The organism is Shewanella sp. BC20 (assembly GCF_003129585.1).
GTDB lineage: Bacteria > Pseudomonadota > Gammaproteobacteria > Enterobacterales > Shewanellaceae > Shewanella > Shewanella seohaensis.
In genome coordinates, this window is sequence record NZ_NHRI01000015.1 from 117464 (window position 1) to 133785 (window position 16322).

Annotated in this window: 14 protein-coding genes; 5 read left to right on the plus strand and 9 right to left on the minus strand. The window is 49.2% G+C overall.

What is annotated here, in order from left to right:
- Positions 1 to 162 precede the first annotated feature (162 nt).
- Together CBX96_RS15785 and CBX96_RS15790 are read right to left on the minus strand one after the other, a co-directional pair.
- The gene (locus CBX96_RS15785; protein WP_109287333.1) at positions 163 to 774 is read right to left on the minus strand and encodes a response regulator transcription factor; all 612 of its coding nucleotides are present in this window, start codon (positions 772 to 774) and stop codon (positions 163 to 165) included.
- Positions 771 to 2786, minus strand: coding sequence for a PhnD/SsuA/transferrin family substrate-binding protein (locus CBX96_RS15790; protein WP_181382219.1), 2016 nt, complete (start codon positions 2784 to 2786; stop codon positions 771 to 773). The genes CBX96_RS15785 and CBX96_RS15790 overlap by 4 nt, the downstream gene beginning before the upstream one ends.
- 217 nt (positions 2787 to 3003) lie before the next feature.
- Between CBX96_RS15790 and dsrO the strand changes: the two genes are divergently transcribed.
- The 4 genes from dsrO (at position 3004) to CBX96_RS21735 (ending at position 9602) form a co-directional block, all read left to right on the plus strand.
- On the plus strand, positions 3004 to 3759 hold the full coding sequence (gene dsrO, locus CBX96_RS15795) for a sulfate reduction electron transfer complex DsrMKJOP subunit DsrO (protein WP_109287334.1): 756 nt from the start codon (positions 3004 to 3006) through the stop codon (positions 3757 to 3759).
- A complete protein-coding gene (gene nrfD, locus CBX96_RS15800) occupies positions 3749 to 4861 on the plus strand; it encodes an NrfD/PsrC family molybdoenzyme membrane anchor subunit (protein ID WP_109287335.1) in 1113 nt (370 codons plus the stop codon). The genes dsrO and nrfD overlap by 11 nt, the downstream gene beginning before the upstream one ends.
- A gap of 43 nt (positions 4862 to 4904) precedes the next feature.
- Positions 4905 to 8012, plus strand: coding sequence for a tetrathionate reductase subunit A (locus tag CBX96_RS15805; RefSeq protein ID WP_109287336.1), 3108 nt, complete (start codon positions 4905 to 4907; stop codon positions 8010 to 8012).
- Positions 8013 to 8303: 291 nt separating this feature from the next.
- Positions 8304 to 9602 (plus strand): PAS domain-containing methyl-accepting chemotaxis protein, encoded by a 1299-nt coding sequence (locus tag CBX96_RS21735; RefSeq protein WP_109287337.1) that lies wholly within the window; start codon positions 8304 to 8306, stop codon positions 9600 to 9602.
- A gap of 353 nt (positions 9603 to 9955) precedes the next feature.
- Here CBX96_RS21735 and CBX96_RS15815 read toward each other — a convergent pair whose 3' ends face one another.
- Entirely contained in the window at positions 9956 to 10657 is a 702-nt protein-coding gene (locus tag CBX96_RS15815) for a DUF3581 domain-containing protein (protein ID WP_109287338.1), read from the minus strand.
- Between the two features lie 259 nt (positions 10658 to 10916).
- Between CBX96_RS15815 and CBX96_RS15820 the strand changes: the two genes are divergently transcribed.
- Positions 10917 to 13100, plus strand: coding sequence for a TonB-dependent receptor domain-containing protein (locus CBX96_RS15820; protein ID WP_109287339.1), 2184 nt, complete (start codon positions 10917 to 10919; stop codon positions 13098 to 13100).
- A 68-nt stretch (positions 13101 to 13168) separates the two neighbouring features.
- Here CBX96_RS15820 and CBX96_RS15825 read toward each other — a convergent pair whose 3' ends face one another.
- The 6 genes from CBX96_RS15825 to CBX96_RS15850 all read right to left on the minus strand — a co-directional run bounded on the left by CBX96_RS15825 (position 13169) and on the right by CBX96_RS15850 (position 16170).
- The gene (locus tag CBX96_RS15825; RefSeq protein ID WP_011715813.1) at positions 13169 to 13399 is read right to left on the minus strand and encodes a hypothetical protein; all 231 of its coding nucleotides are present in this window, start codon (positions 13397 to 13399) and stop codon (positions 13169 to 13171) included.
- A 119-nt stretch (positions 13400 to 13518) separates the two neighbouring features.
- Positions 13519 to 13929 (minus strand): DUF2391 family protein, encoded by a 411-nt coding sequence (locus tag CBX96_RS15830; protein ID WP_011621427.1) that lies wholly within the window; start codon positions 13927 to 13929, stop codon positions 13519 to 13521.
- A 598-nt stretch (positions 13930 to 14527) separates the two neighbouring features.
- On the minus strand, positions 14528 to 14836 hold the full coding sequence (locus CBX96_RS15835) for a hypothetical protein (RefSeq protein ID WP_109287340.1): 309 nt from the start codon (positions 14834 to 14836) through the stop codon (positions 14528 to 14530).
- The gene (locus CBX96_RS15840) at positions 14829 to 15032 is read right to left on the minus strand and encodes a hypothetical protein (RefSeq protein ID WP_109287341.1); all 204 of its coding nucleotides are present in this window, start codon (positions 15030 to 15032) and stop codon (positions 14829 to 14831) included. The genes CBX96_RS15835 and CBX96_RS15840 overlap by 8 nt, the downstream gene beginning before the upstream one ends.
- 9 nt (positions 15033 to 15041) lie before the next feature.
- On the minus strand, positions 15042 to 15431 hold the full coding sequence (locus tag CBX96_RS15845; protein ID WP_109287342.1) for a hypothetical protein: 390 nt from the start codon (positions 15429 to 15431) through the stop codon (positions 15042 to 15044).
- A gap of 10 nt (positions 15432 to 15441) precedes the next feature.
- Positions 15442 to 16170 (minus strand): ATP-binding protein, encoded by a 729-nt coding sequence (locus CBX96_RS15850; protein ID WP_109287343.1) that lies wholly within the window; start codon positions 16168 to 16170, stop codon positions 15442 to 15444.
- Positions 16171 to 16322 lie beyond the last annotated feature (152 nt).

The window sequence follows — 16322 nt, forward strand, 5'->3', positions numbered from 1 at the left end:
CATTAGACTTCAAAAATCGGGATGTTAAAAGTCTTGGCCTTAAAAGTAAGCCCCTAAAATAAGGCAATCGTCGAGCCTTGGCAATTCGGCACCTAGGGCTGAATGCGTTAGCTCACATCAAACGGCCAAGGATACGCCAATTCGCCCCAAGAAAGGTGAGTTTTATGCGGGGGGAAGGCGATCGGCAATCCGGCCATAAATTAACATCATCTCGGCGAGCGAGCTGACCTGCATGCCTTTCATTAAGTTCGCGCGGTGAATTTCGACCGTGCGCATGGCGATGCACAGCGTATCGGCGATCTCCTGATTCTTATAGCCTTTGGCGATAAGGATAAGGATTTCCCGCTCCCGCGGTGTGAGCGCCTGATAAGTCTGAAGATATTGATTATTTTGGTGATATGCCTTGGCATGCTCTAGCGCTTTCACTACCGCGTCCGCGAGCTTAGCGCCATCGGCGGGCTTTTGGAAAAAATCCACCGCCCCGAGTTTTAGCGCCTCCACCGCCATGGGCACATCGCCGTGGCCGGTAAGATAAATCACCGCCAGCGGACTATTATGCTGCACTAATTGCGCATGTAACTGCGGCCCGCTAAGGCCCGGCATACGCACATCGACTAAGGCACAGCCCGGCTCGCTCAAGTCGATGGCGGCAAAAAACGCCTCGGCGCTATCAAAATCGTGGATATTCAAGCCATAGCTTTCGAGCATAAACCGCAGCGAGCGGCGCACCGACTCATCGTCATCGATTAAATACACGGGCAATTCGTGGCTCATACTGGTGCTCCATCTAGCTTACGGGGTAAAGAAACCTGTGCTTGGCAGCCGCCACCTAGGGCGGTTTCTAGGCTAAAACGGCCACCATGACTCTCGGCAATATCACGGCAGATCACCAGCCCCAGTCCTAATCCCTCGGACTTAGTCGAATAAAAGGCCTGCATCAGCAGATTGGCATCCTCGGTCAGCCCAGTGCCATTGTCTGTCACAGTGAGCAGTAACTTACGCTCAAGATACCTAAGATCGATATCGATTGTGGGCAGATAGGGTTTCGACGCATCGACCTCGCTCTGCTGACGCTGCACACAGGCATCGGCGGCATTTTTCAATAGGTTGAGCAGTAGCTGTTGCATGCCGACTTCATCCAAGGGCAATTGATAGGCTTCGCCACTGATATTGGTGGAAAGCTGGATCTGATGCTGCTCCAGCTCATAGGCGAGCAGCGGCGCAGTGTCGTTCACAAGTTGGTGCAAATATAAGGGTTGTTTGGAGACTGGCCGCTTTTTCAATAAGTTACGCAAACGGCTGATAATACTGTCGGCGCGGCTGACCTCTTGCTGAATTAAGTTCAGCACAGCTTGTAATTCTTCAGGACGGGTTCCACGCTGCAAACGCACCTCGGCGCCATGGCAATAATGGCCAATCGCCGCCAGCGGTTGGTTGAGTTCGTGGGAGAGGCTCGCCCCAAGCTCCCCCGCAATCGCGATGCGCTGGGCATGTTCCAACAGGGCGCGGTTTTCACTGAGTTGCCTCTGAGTATTGATCAACTCACGGCCACGGCGGCTAAAGCGATATTCGAGCCAGAAATGGTACACATTGAGCAATACCAATATGGTTAACACAAACCATGCCCAATGTTGATGCAGTTTTACCCATTGCCACGCTCGCTGCCACCACGGGGTTTGCAGAGGATGCATATCGAGATCTTTAAGGAGTTGATCAATCGCAAGTTGGCTCACGGCCGTGGTCCAACCCGCAGATTCGGCGGCTCTCGCAGCGGGGCTGTCTTCGGGTAAGGCCAGTAGGGCTTGAGTCACCTGCTTAGCTAAGGTTTGTGTCGCACGATTGGTCTTAGCCATCGACCAGTTGGGATAGAGTCGACTCGACACTTGGCAATGAAACCCAACGGGTGCTTGATTATCGAGCACCCGATAATCCTTTATGTTGATCAAGCCTTCGGCCTGCATTTGCTCAAGCTGGCAGACGGGCACAATCGCCGCATCTAAGCCTAGAGCTTTAACGCTGGGAGCTTTAACGCTTGGCGCATCTGTACCACTAAGCTCGTTTGTCCCACCCTGCTGACCTGTACCGCCAAGCTGATACACTAGGTTATCGAGCGGAAATCCTAAGGGAATGATATCCCCTACTAAATGGATTAAATCTATGCCCTTTAGCTGCGCCTCGTAGACCATAGTGAGATAACCACCGAAGGCATTTTTGGAGACTATACCAAGGCGCTTGCCCTTGAGATCCTTTAAGGTCTGATAGGGAGAATCGGCCCTGACCACCAGCGCCGACCCCACCTGCATGGCCGCACCATTATTGATAGGGCTTCGTAGGGTAGCGAGCCAAGACAGGGAATACTGCCGCGCCAGCATCACAGATTGTCCAGGGTTAGTGATTACAAAATCGAGGGCCTCGGTTTCAACCCCTCTGGCTAACTCTTCGAGGCTTAATGGATGTAACCTAAAGTAACTATTGGGAATTTGTGACTCAAGCCATCCCATCAGCGGTTGCCAACGATTGATGGTGCCCTTGTAGCCACGAATGGCCAATACACCCACATCAACCACTTGATAGTTCGCGGCGTCATCCATCTGCTGCGCGGCAGGCGCAAGGCTTAATACACCAGTCTGCGCCACTTGAGCGGTCGATTCCTCGGCCACCACACTCAAACTCAACAAACCAGCCAAGGCGATGATGAGCCTTACTTCCGATAGTCTGCCCCAGCTCCAGCCATTGCTTGAAACGGATACGACAGTTGATACGACAACACTCAACACTGTGCCCATACTCCTTAGCCCTAGGATTGCATCCATTTTGTTGCTAAATCATAAACCCTATTTTTTGAGAGGTCATTCTAACTGATATTTGTTGCGCTAGATCAAGTCCCTATCCGATATGTGGAAAACCACTATAGAGATGCCACCCCGCCTTTTACAGAATGCGCCTAACGCTAAACCTTAAGTCTTTCGACCCGTTTTATCTGTAAGAGTGAAGGAAATTCCTATGGACAAGAGTAAACGTCAGTTTCTCGGAAAAATGGCCAGTGTGAGCGTCGGCGCCGCGCTCATTCCTGTCGTGCAAGTGCAAGCCCAACCGACTCAAACTGCAGCTACGGGCAAACGCTACGGCATGGTAATTGACCTGCGTCGCTGTGTCGGCTGTCAGGCCTGTACCGTGGCGTGCACCTTCGAAAACCTGCCGCCCTTAGGGCAATTTCGTACCACAGTGCAGCAATACGAAGTGTCACAACTAGATGCTGCCACGCCGCCCACATTTTTGATGTTGCCAAGACTGTGTAATCACTGTGAAAACCCGCCTTGCATCCCAATTTGCCCCACGGGTGCCACCTTCCAACGCCCAGATGGCATTGTGGTCGTCAACAACGAATGGTGCGTCGGCTGTGGATACTGTGTGCAGGCTTGCCCCTACGATGCCCGCTTTATCAACCATGAGACCAACACCGCCGATAAATGCACCTTCTGCGCCCACAGGCTCGAAGCAGGACTCTTACCCGCCTGTGTCGAAACCTGCGTTGGCGAAGCGAGGGTGATTGGCGATCTGAACGATCCTCACAGCCACATCAGTCAGTTACTTAAAGCAAATCAAGCGGATATCAAGGTGCTCAAGCCCGATGCCAACACGGCACCTAGAGTGTTTTACATCGGCATGAACAGCGCCTTTGAACACAGGATCAGCGGCCAAGCCCCCGTTCGCACCCTACTGACAGACACTGGCGAGGAGATCCACCATGGTCATTAAAGAAATCTTTACCCCAGATATCGCCATCACTTGGCTGCCCTGGGCAGTGCAGTACTTCTTTTTGATGGGTTTGGCCTACGCCAGTGTGTGGGTGGCGACCATTCATTTATTTAGTGCGAAACAAACCGATGCCAGACTACTCAAGCTCTGCGCCTGTTTGATGCTTACCGCTGGCATAGTCGCGCCGATTGCGCTACTTGCAGACCTACACCAACCGCTGCGGGCATGGCATTTCTACGCCCAAATCAGACCGCATTCGTGGATGTGGTACGGCGCCTTTTTACTGCCGGTATTTTCCGGTGCGAGTGCCCTTTTTGCTTGGCTGTTACTGCGCCAATACTTGCCAACTAAAGCCTCGACACAAGGGGAATCGTCCCAAGATTGGGTGAGGCGTATTGCCCAACTTATCCGCCTAGGAGACTGGGATAGTGATAAATGGATCAAGCCAATCGCACTGATTGCTAGCCTAAGCGCCTGCAGTATTGCGCTTTATACCGGAATGGAAACCATGGCGATCAAAGCGCGACCGCTCTGGCATACCTATTGGTTACCGCCATTGATGGCGACCAGTGCCCTACTCGCCGCCTGCGGTACTCTCGCCCTGCTCAATCGTGTTTTGCACGGTTATCAAGCCAGTACCCAAGACAGGTTGCTGCAATGGATCAGGGCAAGCTTTGGTCTCTTCGCCCTGTGTCTTATCGGCTGGGCCTTATTCGATAAAGGCTCGGCGCACGAAGCGGCGCAGTTATTAGACACCAGCCCAAGCTGGCAACTCGCCGCCATCTGGGTATTGGTTACCCTAGCCCTGCTGGCATTGGCATTAGCAGTGCGCCGCCTCCCCTCGGTATTGATGTTAGTCGTCAGTTTAACGGCGGTGCATCTGGCATGGGGATTTCGCTGGATTGTACTTATCCAAGCGCAAACTGACCCTAAATACGGCGCGGGCACTTATTTCTATCAATTGCCATGGGGGCCAGAGGGCCTACTGGGTATCGCTGGCACCTTCGGCCTCTGGCTCGCGTTGATGGTGTTAGTGTCTGAATTTATTCGCCATCAACCACTCTCAGCCCATCAGGCCTGTGAGCCACAGCACTTTAATTAAGAGCATTGGCATTAAGAAAAGTTACCGCATTAAGGAGTCTGTAATGGATAAGAGTAAACGTCGTTTTATCAAAGGCGCAGCTATGACGGGTGGCGTGGGATTATTTGCCGCAGGTTACAGCCATACCTTAGCGCAAATGGGCAAGGGGGTCGTGAATGGCAGTTCGGGGAAAACCACCCAAGACCCCATCCATGGCAATTCGCTAGCCCCTGAATACAAAGTGGATTTAACCTCAGGCCAGCTGATTGGCAACGATGAACAACGCATCGCCAATACCATGTGTCTCGGCTGCTGGACCAAGTGTGGCGTGCGCGCCCGTATCGATAATAAGACAGATAAAATCCTTCGCATCAGCGGTAATCCCTATCATCCGCTCTCGGCGCGGGAACATATCGACTTCGATACGCCGATCAAAACCGCCTTTGTGGGCTTGAGTGCTTATCAAGAGCAGGGCTTACAGGGACGCTCTACCGCCTGCGCCCGTGGTAATGCCATGTTGGAACAACTAGATAGCCCCTATCGCGTCACCCAATGCCTTAAACGGGTCGGGCCGCGCGGCAGTGGTCAATGGCAAAGCATCAGTTTCGAGCAACTGCTGGCCGAGGTCGTCGATGGCGGTGACTTATTTGGCGAAGGCCATGTCGAAGGCTTAAGAGCGATTCGCGATATCAGCACGCCACTCGATGCCAATAATCCTGAATATGGCCCCAAGGCCAACCAATTATTGGTGTCGAACGCTTCGGATGAAGGCCGCGATGTCATCATTAAACGCTTTACCTTCAATAGTTTCGGTACACGAAATTTTGCCAACCACGGGGCCTATTGCGGCTTTACCTATCGCGCAGGTGCGGGTGCCCTGCTCGACGATTTAAAAAAGTACGCCCACCTTAAACCCGATTGGGACAATAGCGAGTTTCTACTGTTTATCGGTACCTCGCCGCAGCAATCCGGCAATCCTTTTAAACGCCAAGCGCGGCAGTTGGCCAACGCTCGGGTCGACGGGCGAGAATTCAGTTATGTGGTGGTGTCGCCCATGCTGCCCAACACCTCGAACCAGCCCTGCGCGGGTAACAATACTTGGCTGCCGATCCGCCCCGCGACCGACTCCGCCCTCGCCATGGGCATGCTGCGCTGGATTATCGATAACCAGCGCTACGCCAGTGCGTTTTTAACCGCGCCCAATGCCGAGGCGGCGAAAGCAGCAGGCTACCGAGGCTTTAGTAATGCCAGCTTCTTAATCATCAGCACGCCGAATCACCCCAGATACGGCCAATATTTGTATGCCAGCGATCTCGGATTGCCCTTCGAAGGCAAAGCCTATGGCGAGCAAGACTCACCACTGGTTATCGATGCCGCCACAGGGCAGATCCTACCAGCAGGACAATGCGCCAAAGCGCAACTTGAGGTTGAGCAAAGCGTGAATACGCCAAAGGGGGAGCTGAGCGTGAAATCGAGTTTTCAGCTGCTCAGTGAAGCCGCGCGCAGCGTCGAGATGGCCGACTACGCCAAGGAGTGCGATATCAGCGAGGCGCAAATTGCCGCCCTCGCCCACAAATTCACAGATCACGGCACTAAGGCGGCGGTGATTTCCCACGGCGGCACTATGAGTGCAAACGGTTTTTACAGTGCATGGGCGATCATGATGCTTAACGCCATGATTGGTAACCTAAATCTTAAGGGGGGCGCGATAGCCAAAGGCGGCACCTTCCCCGCCTTTGGATCTGGCCCAAGGTACAATTTGCAGGAGTTTGACGGCATGGTCGAACCTAAGGGTGTATTCCTCTCCCGCTCTAAGTTCCCCTACGAAAAAACCTCTGAATACCGCCGTAAAATCGAGGCGGGTGAGTCGCCCTATCCGTCGAAGGAGCCTTGGTTCCCTATCTCATCGCCCCTGCTCGGTGAGCACTTAACTGCGGCGGTGCATGGTTATCCCTATCGACTCAAGGCGTGGATCAACCATATGGGTAATCCGATTTATGGTCAGGCGGGTCTCGGCGAAGCCATTGGTGAACAATTAAAAGATCCCAAAGTATTACCGCTATTTATCAGCATCGACAGCTTTATCAATGAGACCTCGGCGCTGTCGGACTACATAGTGCCCGACACCTTAACCTATGAATCTTGGGGCTGGAGCGCAGCTTGGCATGGCACGCTCACCAAAGAAACCACCGGACGCTGGCCGATTGTCGAGCCGAGGGTCGCCAAAACCGCCGATGGCGATGTGATTTGTATGGAATCCTTCCTTAGCCAAGTGGCGATAAAACTTAATCTGCCCGGCTTTGGCGCCAATGCGGTCAAGGCCGCCGATGGCAGTTTGCATCCTCTGAGCCGCGCGGCCGATTTCTCGCTCTACGGCGCGGCAAACGTGGCCTACCTTGGTAAACCCGTTGCCGATATCAATGCCGAAGATATGTACTTCAGTGGTGTTGGGCGCATTCAAGCGGAACTCAATGCCAGACTCAAACCCGAAGAGGTCAAAAAAGTCAGTTACTTATTTGCCCGTGGCGGCCGCTTTGAGAATATCAGCGCGGGGCGCGACGAGGCGGGCAACCCCAGCAAGGTTTGGCCAAAACCTTTAATGCTGTGGAACCCAGAGGTGGGCAGTCGGCGCAACAGCTTGAGCGGCGAATATATGAGCGGCTGTCCACGGCGTTATCACCCTGCGCTCGCCAACGGCACACCCTTGGAGCAAGCATTCGATAAATCACAGTGGCCGCTGCTGATCAGCAGCTATAAGTCGCACACTATGAGTTCGATGAGTATAGGTTCGGACCGTTTACGCCAAGTGCACCCCAATAATCCTGTGCGCATCAATGAGCTAACCGCCGCACGCTTTGGCATCAAGACCGGAGATACGGTCAAGATCAGCACGCCAAATGGCAGTGTAGTGGCCTTGGTGGAATGTGTGGCGGGCGTGCATCCCGACTGCATTGCCATCGAGCACGGTTATGGCCATAAGGAGTTAGGCGCGCGGGATATAGTCATCGATGATAAAAAGATTGCCGCCAATCCGCTGATCCGCGTCGGGGTCAATATGAACGACTTGAATCTGTTCGACCCAAGCCGCCATGGGCGCTATCCGCTGGTGGACTGGGCCAGCGGCGCATCGGCGCGGCAAGGACTTCCCGCCAAGATAGAGAAAATCGCTTAACCTAGGCTCACCATCCAAGGCGCTTGCAGCGGCGCCTTGGATAAATAATCGGCCTTTGAAACGCGACACATGTCGCTCTTTTTTATCCTCAGCGTGATCTTATTTTGACGAAAATTGGTATCTATCTCACAGCATTAAGTTTCGTTGAAATACCTCTTACGAGTAAAATCATGGCTATAGTTACACTATATTGCACTATGCCGAATGCTAAGAGCCTAATGCTATGTGCCTAATGCTCGGCTTAGGCTCTCAACGCCGTCTTTGAGTTAACCCACTCATCAGGAGTATTCAGTGTTTAATTCTTCACTACGTAAAGACCTCGCAGAAAGCGAAACCAAACGCAGGGAAGCCGAGGCCGTTGTCGATTCAATCAAGGCGAGTATCGCGACGATTGAGTTTACCCCCGATGGCATCATCCTCGATGCCAATCCCCTGTTTTTGAAGGCTGTAGGCTACTCACTGGATGAGATTGTCGGTAAACACCATAAATTATTTTGCGCAGCAGACTATGTAAATACCTCGGAGTATCAACAGTTTTGGCGCGAATTAAAACAAGGACAGGCGAAGGAAGGCAAATTCCCCCGCGTGCACAAGAATGGTCAAGAGATCTGGCTCAGGGCGACCTATTTCCCCATCAAGCTGGATGGCAGAATCACTAAGATCATGAAAACTGCGGCGGTGATCACCGAGGATAAATACCAGCTAGATGCTCAGGCGGCGCTGTTTGCCGCCCTGCAAAAATCCCAGGCAATCATCGAGTTCAGCCCCGAAGGCAATGTTCTCAATGCCAATGCTAACTTCCTGAGAACAATGGGATATAGCAAGGAGCAACTCCAAGGCAAACATCACCGCCTATTCTGCTTCGATAACTTCTATCAGGATAATCCCCATTTTTGGGATGACCTGCGACGCGGGCAATACAAGAAAGGCCTATTCCAACGTAAAAATGCCTACGGGGATTCGATTTGGCTTGAGGCCGTTTACAACCCTGTAATGGATGATCACGGCAAAGTGGTAAAAGTGATCAAGTTTGCCAGCGACATTACCCAGAGGATTATCAAGAGCCATGCGATTCGGGATGCGGCCAATATCGCCCATGCCACCTCGCAGAGCACGGTTGAACAGGCTAACCGCGGCGTGCAGTTACTCGATGCTACGGTAAATACCTCAAACGCGATTGCGGCGCAGACCCATAAAACCACCGAGTCTATGCTGAAGCTCAACGAGCAATCCCAAAGTATTCAAGCAATTGTGGCAACAATCAGTGCCATTGCCGATCAAACCAATCTACTGGCCCTCAACGCCGCCATCGAAGCTGCCCGCGCGGGCGAACAAGGCCGAGGCTTTGCCGTAGTGGCCGATGAGGTGCGCCAATTAGCGGCGAGAACCAGTAAATCGACCGGCGAAATCGCCGCTGTGGTCGATAAGAACAGCCAACTGACGGCCAGTGCCACCAGCATGATGAATGAGGTTGAGCGCATCGCCGAGGAAGGCAAACAGCAATTAGCGGAAGTCACCGCCGTGATGGGCGATATTCGCACCGGCGCGGAGAATGTCGCCGAGACAGTTTCGCAACTTTCCATTGATTAACCCATTTTGGCCAAGCGTTAAGGGATAAGCGAGATACTTAAACAATGGCTAAATTGCATGACTGAGTTAATAAGTGAAGTATGAAAACGGCTGGGAAGCGAGGTTAGCAGGCTTAAGCGGCAAGAATGAGCAAGCTTAAGCGATTAGAAAGTTAAGTACGCGAGCTAAGCTAAACCCTTGGGATAACAGGCTTTACAGCAGTTGTTATTCCAAGTGGTTTGAATTGAGTCTTATCCTTTATCGGCGCCTTGGTTTCCCTCGGCGCCACACTGACCAAATCACTCAGGTTTTACTTGAAACAGGTCTTGCTTAAAACAGGCCTTACTCGAAACAGGTCTGGCTCAAAATACCGCTTAAAAATCGGTTTTGCGCCCTTCATAGGCGGCGCACATTTGTTGCATTTGCGCCTCTTCGTAGGGGCGTAGGCCACTCATGACTAAGGTTTTAATCCCTGTGCCAACGAGGGTATCGCCGCTATGCAGTTCAAAGTGCAGCGTCACATCGCCACGCTTACCATCAATTTTAAGCTCTTGTTGTACAAGAGATAACTTCACTTCCACAAAATCGAGACTAGTTAAGTCGAACGACATGCTCTCGTAGATCACTAAGGGACGCTCGGGGTTAATCATCACTTGATGCTGTTTCATCAAAGGCACCAAGATATCGATAAAATTGTGTCCCGAAAACGCCACATAGTTGCGAATAAAGGATTCGGTTTGCGCGTCGCAACGACTCACATCGCCCTGACGACTCACCTGCAAATAGGTTTTCTCGCGGTTATCGCAAATCGAAAAACTGTCACTCACCTGCTCGGGAAATTGCAGCTCGACGCCATCACCGACCATGCCAGCAAAGGTAAACTTCATGTTCTGGCTTAAACCGTACTGGGTTAATACGAGGGCAAACAGCAAGTCGCCGGGCACACAAAAGCGCTTAGCACCCACATCGTGAATAGGGTTAAAGTCTTGGGCGATTTTCTTGGCGAAGTCACTGGCTTGTTGTGCAGAAACAGAAATTGATTGATTTTGCTTAGAAAAATACGGCGATAGGAACATATAAACTCGATCTTAACTGGCTCAATATTGGGCGAATAACAAAGGTGCAACGAGTCTACCTCAGTTTCGGCATTTCACTCACCCGATGACTTATCCTCTTAGGGTAACGAACAAAGTAACATCTGACTTACATTTGTAAAGATAAAGAATTTTAAGTTGGTTTTAAGTTAATAAAACTAAGCTCCGCGGCCGCAAACGAGAACAATTCCTGTTTGCAAAAAAAATAAAGACAAGCACCATGTCCGATTCGGAGAGCCCAATGACCCAACTTAGCCCAATGCGCCTTAGCTTATTGGCTTGCGCATTAACTACCGCCTTCAATGCCCAAGCCAATTCGCCCAGCCAAGCCCCTGCAAAAATAGAACAGATCAGTATTTTCGGCAGTAAAAATCCCCTCGATACCACGCCAGGTAGCGCCCATCAAATTACCGAAGCCGAATTAGAAACCTTTAAATATTCCGATATTATGCGCACCTTGGCCTCTGTGCCCGGCGTTTATATTCAAGAAGAAGATGGTTATGGCTTGCGCCCGAACATTGGTATGCGTGGCACAGGGCAAAATCGTTCTGAAAAGATTACCGTGATGGAAGACGGTGTTCTCGCCGCTCCCGCCCCCTATGCCTCCCCAGCGGCTTACTACTTCCCTACCTCAGGCAGAATGCAATCGGTTGAAATCCTAAAGGGAAGCTCAACGGTAAAGTATGGCCCCCGCACCACGGGTGGGGTGATTAACATGCTGTCTCGGCAAATTCCTCAAGAGGCATTAGCCGGCAAAATTGATCTTGCCTTAGGCCAAGATGGCTTCGGTAAATTACACACCTATGCGGGCGGACAAGGCGAACGCATTGGTGCAGTGGCCGAGATTTATCGCTATCAGGCCGACGGATTTAGGGAGATAAACACGGTCGGCGGCGACACTGGCTTTACTAAAAATGATGCCTTAGCCAAGGTCAGAGTGAACACCGACAGCACGGCCACATATCAGCAATCCCTTGAACTCAAATTGAAATTTGCCGATGAGACCTCTAACGAAACCTATATGGGTCTGACCGATGCGGATTATCAAGCCTCGCCCTATAGTCGCTATTCTGCCTCGCAAAAAGATCAGATGACCACAGAGCATAAGCAAGTGCAGCTCAACCATATTATCGATTTCAGCGACACGCTAAGCCTTAGCAGCATTGGCTATTACAATGATTTTCATCGAAATTGGTATAAAGCCGACAAGGTGGGTGGCGAGTCATTAAGTGGCAAAGGGATCCAAAATGCTGCCGACTTTGACGCGGGTCTGCTCTCTGAGCTTGAGGTCAATGTCAAAGCCAATAATCGTAGTTACCTCGCCCAAGGCATACAAACGGAACTCAATTGGTTACTCGGGGATCACGACCTCGCCTTTGGTCTTCGCTACCATGAAGATGAAATGGACAGATACCAATGGGCCGACAGTTATGCAATGGACGCCAACAGTGTCATGTTACGCACTAAGAGTGGTGTCCCGGGCACCGACTCTAACCGTGTCGATAGCGCCACGGCATTTGCGGCCTATGTGCAGGATAAAATCAGCCTAAACGCGCTCACCATTACCGCTGGCTTACGCTGGGAGGATGTCGAAACCCAACGCCGCGATTGGGGTAAGAAGAATCCGGGTCGCGAGGGGAATCCCGATAAACGGGTTGAAAGCCAGTTCAATGCACTGCTGCCTTCGTTATCAGCAACTTACCAGATTAATGAGCAAGTATTAATTCTGGCTGGGGTACAAAAAGGCTTCTCGCCCGCCGCGCCCGGCAATGCTAAGGGGCAAGAAGAACAGAGCTGGAACTATGAGGCTGGCGTTCGCTACCATCAAGATGCATTTAATGCAGAGTTAATCGGTTTCTATAGTGATTACAGTAACATGCACGGCAACTGCACGGCGGCGCAGGGTTGTGATGACACTAAACTCGACAATCAGTACAACGCAGGCGAAGTGGAAGTTAAAGGCCTCGAACTCAGCCTCGCCCACGAGTTTAACCGCGCCGGAGCGATGAGTTTTCCAGTCAAACTCGCCTACACCTACACGGATGCCGAGTTTGGCAATAGTTTCGAATCTGAGTTTGAAACTTGGGATAAGGTTGAAGCGGGTTACAAGTTAACCTATCTACCTGAAAACCAATTGTATATTTCAGCAGGTGTGCAATCGCAACACTGGCAAATCACAGTGGCGGCACGTTATACCGATGAGATGCGAACCAAAGCAGGTGCAGGTGCCATTCCCGCAGATGAAGTGATTGAGGCCAAAACCTTAGTGGACTTGTCGGCGCGTTACTTTGTCACCCACAGTCAGGAAGTGTACTTAACCGTAGACAACCTCTTAGATGAAACCTATATGACGACGCGAGTACACGGCTCTATTTTTGCCGGAAAACCTCAAACTGTCACACTCGGTTACAGCTATAAATTTTAATCCCTCGTAAAACGAACAAGGGCAAACCCAGTTTGCCCTTGTAAATCATCTTTCTGCAATCACTGCGACTAAACTCGCTTAAATTCGCGCTTTAACTGAAAACTCTCGTCGGTCACCAGTTGTTCTAACACCTCTACCCGCTCGCGCAGTTTATCAAGCTCAATACGTAACAGTTGGTTTTCGGCCTGAAGCTTAGTACTGACCGAATTGCCGCGCTCGCGGATCTTCATAATCGCGACTGTATATCCGCCGACAATGGCAAAAATAGGGATAAGTAATGCAAGCGTTGCTGCGTTCATAACGGGTCCTTTTCGAATTTATCTCTTAATCCAGTATGTGCAACATAACCTAAATGCACCAGTGACAAAAGTCATGAGTTGTCACCAAGCAGTTGAGCGACTCTCTACGAAGTCCCGCGCTATTCCTTATCGAAACTATCCACCACAATCGCCCCCATAGAAGCCGGCATGGTAATCACGATAATCCGTTTAATGGAGGTCAGAGGGTCGTCAATAAAGGGCAGCTTATCGAGGCAAAGGAGCACCAAACTCACCACACAGGCGCTAATCAGATAGGCCATAACAATCCGAAAAATAAATACCGGCAGGCGGTGACGAATGTTTTGTTGGAACACACTCTGGTAAGTAAATACCCCAAGAAACAGCAGCGACAGACTCAATAACATCAGCAGATTCAGTAGCGGCAAGGTCTCCCCGAGTTGCCATGCCTCCTCCGAAAACCCAATAGGCACAGCAAGCGCAAAGGCACCGACACAGACTTGAATCGCATCTTCAGTGTTAAAACGGTAGGTATCAAAGTTAAAGCTCATCGCGCCTCCCTGTAATTTCACGGCACATCATAGCCGCACATCGAATAAGCAAATCTTAACCCGTAAAAATGTCACCCATTGTCGCTACTTTGGCTTCGCTTTGAATGCGTCGGATAGTATCTTAAAGGCCACGATAGCATGGCAGCCAGAAGCAGCCTTGAGGTGGACTGTCGTCTCGCTAATCACCATGGTTCTCCTGTTTAACATCGATGTCGCCTGTTTGTTTTGAAGGAACATTAGTAACTCGTTTGGGGACAAAAGCGATTAATCTTTTTATCTATTTATGGAGTTTATTGTCATTGTTTCCCCAGTGACTCGCCGTGAATATATCCCTATAGGCTCGACGGCGACATCCATGTCGCCAACGGTCACTGGTGCCCCAATGCCAATTTTAACTACCCATTTGCGATATGTACGTAAAAAGCAAAGGGACAAAAGCGTGTCAGAACCTCGGCTGCATCAGGCGAATTTCGGATAAAAATTTCTATGGCGATAACGCTGAGAACAGTTGCAAAAATATCTGGCACTACATTTTGGGTACCAAAATTCGTGACAGGTATTTTTGTCAATTGCTTCGATTTGTTAGGCCTTTACCTGTCTAATTTTTGTTTTGGTTGTCAACACGGTTTCTCAGGTTTAGCTTTATCGCTTTCAGATCATCATTAGAATTATATTCTGCGTCCATTCCCTTTTCCTTACACCAACCTTGAAATTCACTCATTAACTCATAGCCGGTTTTTGTAAGACCTTCACCGCCATTGACTTCGAAGCCTATTACAACAGTAGTATCATCAGAGTGGTCTTGGTATCTTTTTTTAAGCTTGTTAATAGCCTTTCCCAACTCTTTAGTCGGCAACTTACCCGTATAATTTTTATCCTGACCGTAAACAACTCCTTTTTTAGTCATTATCTTTTCCTTCTTTTAATTTTCGCATGTATTCGAAATAATTAGTTGTAGGTTTAACAATACGTTCATAATCAACGCCATCATCCTGCTGATTAGTTGTTTTTTTCCGCAGATGTTCAACATCCCCACCTGTATCTTGTTGTATCAGACCACCAATTTCCAAGGACTGACCTTCTAATATGCTACCGATACCCATGTCTGCCCCCTATGAAATTAATAACTTAATGTTACTAGAACTAGCTAAACCACCTCTCAATAAAAAAACTTTAATCAATTGATTTAGAAGTGTTATATCTCTTAATTTTGATACTATTTCTTCCCTCTTTGACCTTCCCGCAGTACTATTAAGCTCATCAAATAAATCATCTGTTAATTTATCTATTTCTTCAGATAATATTGAGACATTTTCTTTAGAAATCTCCCTATATTCCAACTCTTCATCTTCTTCATATGCAGAAAATAATGAAATATATTTTTCTGATAAAAGAGAATCTAAATAGCCTGTTACATTTACCTCTCGACTAAGTTCGCTATAGTTTGAATCAAGATTTTCACCTTGAATTTTGAAATCAGAAACAGTTAAACACATACTCATATTTCTCTCCTTAAATTAATTTCACTATATCACTTCTAACTTTTTGCTTTAGCTCAGCAATTGTTTTAGAGCTTTCCAAATAACCTTCTGGAATCGTATAGTCTAATGAATCGGGTATTTTCTTAGATATTCGATCTTTGCATTCTTTTAAGGCCAAATCATCACACTGAACCTTATAATGAAAAGAAAACCTACGTTTAAGCGCTGAATCTATCTGATCAAAACAGTTGGTTGTTGCCAGTATGGTTATTTTACGTTCAATGGATATTGATTGAAAAAAATCCATTAGAGAAATGAACGCTCTTTTCATTTCAGAAACTTCATTGCTCTGCTGCCTATCAACCAATAGCCGGTCAAACTCATCTAGGAAAAGAACTATTCCTTCACCATCACTGCAAAGCCTATTTACTTCTTCATATGCTAAATGAAAATTTGCTAGTGTTTTACCCAGCTCAGTCGTAATAATATCCTGAAATTTCAGTTCATATGTTTCAACCTCAAATTTATTCAATGCATATTCAGCTAGAGAATATGATAGCGTCGTCTTTCCTGTTCCAGTCTCTCCATAGAATATATTTATACTTCTAATGTCCAGTTCATCACACAAGTCCACCAATTCACGATCAGAGCCATGAACGAGATCTATTACCTTTTTACAAGAATTGAATATTTCATCATGCCCAATTAACTTTGATTTCTTCTTTATCAGATTTTCATCTACTCTAGTGAGAAAACACATTTTTCAAATACTCTCCTTCTGGGCCTAACATCTATGGACACCCCATTTTTTGCAAGAAAAATCAACCGATAACAAATGTGGTTTTGCAGCCATCTATTCGGATTCCTTGTAAGAGACTCGCTCTTGATCCCCGATGAACTTCGCTGACTTGG

Bases quoted from the DNA above. Each gene is read 5' to 3' on its own strand.
- CBX96_RS15835 (WP_109287340.1), bottom strand. From the start codon at position 14,836: ATGACTAAAAAAGGAGTTGTTTACGGTCAGGATAAAAATTATACGGGT.
- CBX96_RS15825 (WP_011715813.1), bottom strand. From the start codon at position 13,399: ATGAACGCAGCAACGCTTGCATTACTTATCCCTATTTTTGCCATTGTC.
- CBX96_RS15850 (WP_109287343.1), bottom strand. From the start codon at position 16,170: ATGTGTTTTCTCACTAGAGTAGATGAAAATCTGATAAAGAAGAAATCA.
- CBX96_RS15840 (WP_109287341.1), bottom strand. From the start codon at position 15,032: ATGGGTATCGGTAGCATATTAGAAGGTCAGTCCTTGGAAATTGGTGGT.
- CBX96_RS15845 (WP_109287342.1), bottom strand. From the start codon at position 15,431: ATGAGTATGTGTTTAACTGTTTCTGATTTCAAAATTCAAGGTGAAAAT.
- CBX96_RS15815 (WP_109287338.1), bottom strand. From the start codon at position 10,657: ATGTTCCTATCGCCGTATTTTTCTAAGCAAAATCAATCAATTTCTGTT.
- dsrO (WP_109287334.1), top strand. From the start codon at position 3,004: ATGGACAAGAGTAAACGTCAGTTTCTCGGAAAAATGGCCAGTGTGAGC.
- CBX96_RS15830 (WP_011621427.1), bottom strand. From the start codon at position 13,929: ATGAGCTTTAACTTTGATACCTACCGTTTTAACACTGAAGATGCGATT.
- CBX96_RS15790 (WP_181382219.1), bottom strand. From the start codon at position 2,786: ATGGGCACAGTGTTGAGTGTTGTCGTATCAACTGTCGTATCCGTTTCA.
- nrfD (WP_109287335.1), top strand. From the start codon at position 3,749: ATGGTCATTAAAGAAATCTTTACCCCAGATATCGCCATCACTTGGCTG.
- CBX96_RS15805 (WP_109287336.1), top strand. From the start codon at position 4,905: ATGGATAAGAGTAAACGTCGTTTTATCAAAGGCGCAGCTATGACGGGT.
- CBX96_RS15785 (WP_109287333.1), bottom strand. From the start codon at position 774: ATGAGCCACGAATTGCCCGTGTATTTAATCGATGACGATGAGTCGGTG.
- CBX96_RS15820 (WP_109287339.1), top strand. From the start codon at position 10,917: ATGACCCAACTTAGCCCAATGCGCCTTAGCTTATTGGCTTGCGCATTA.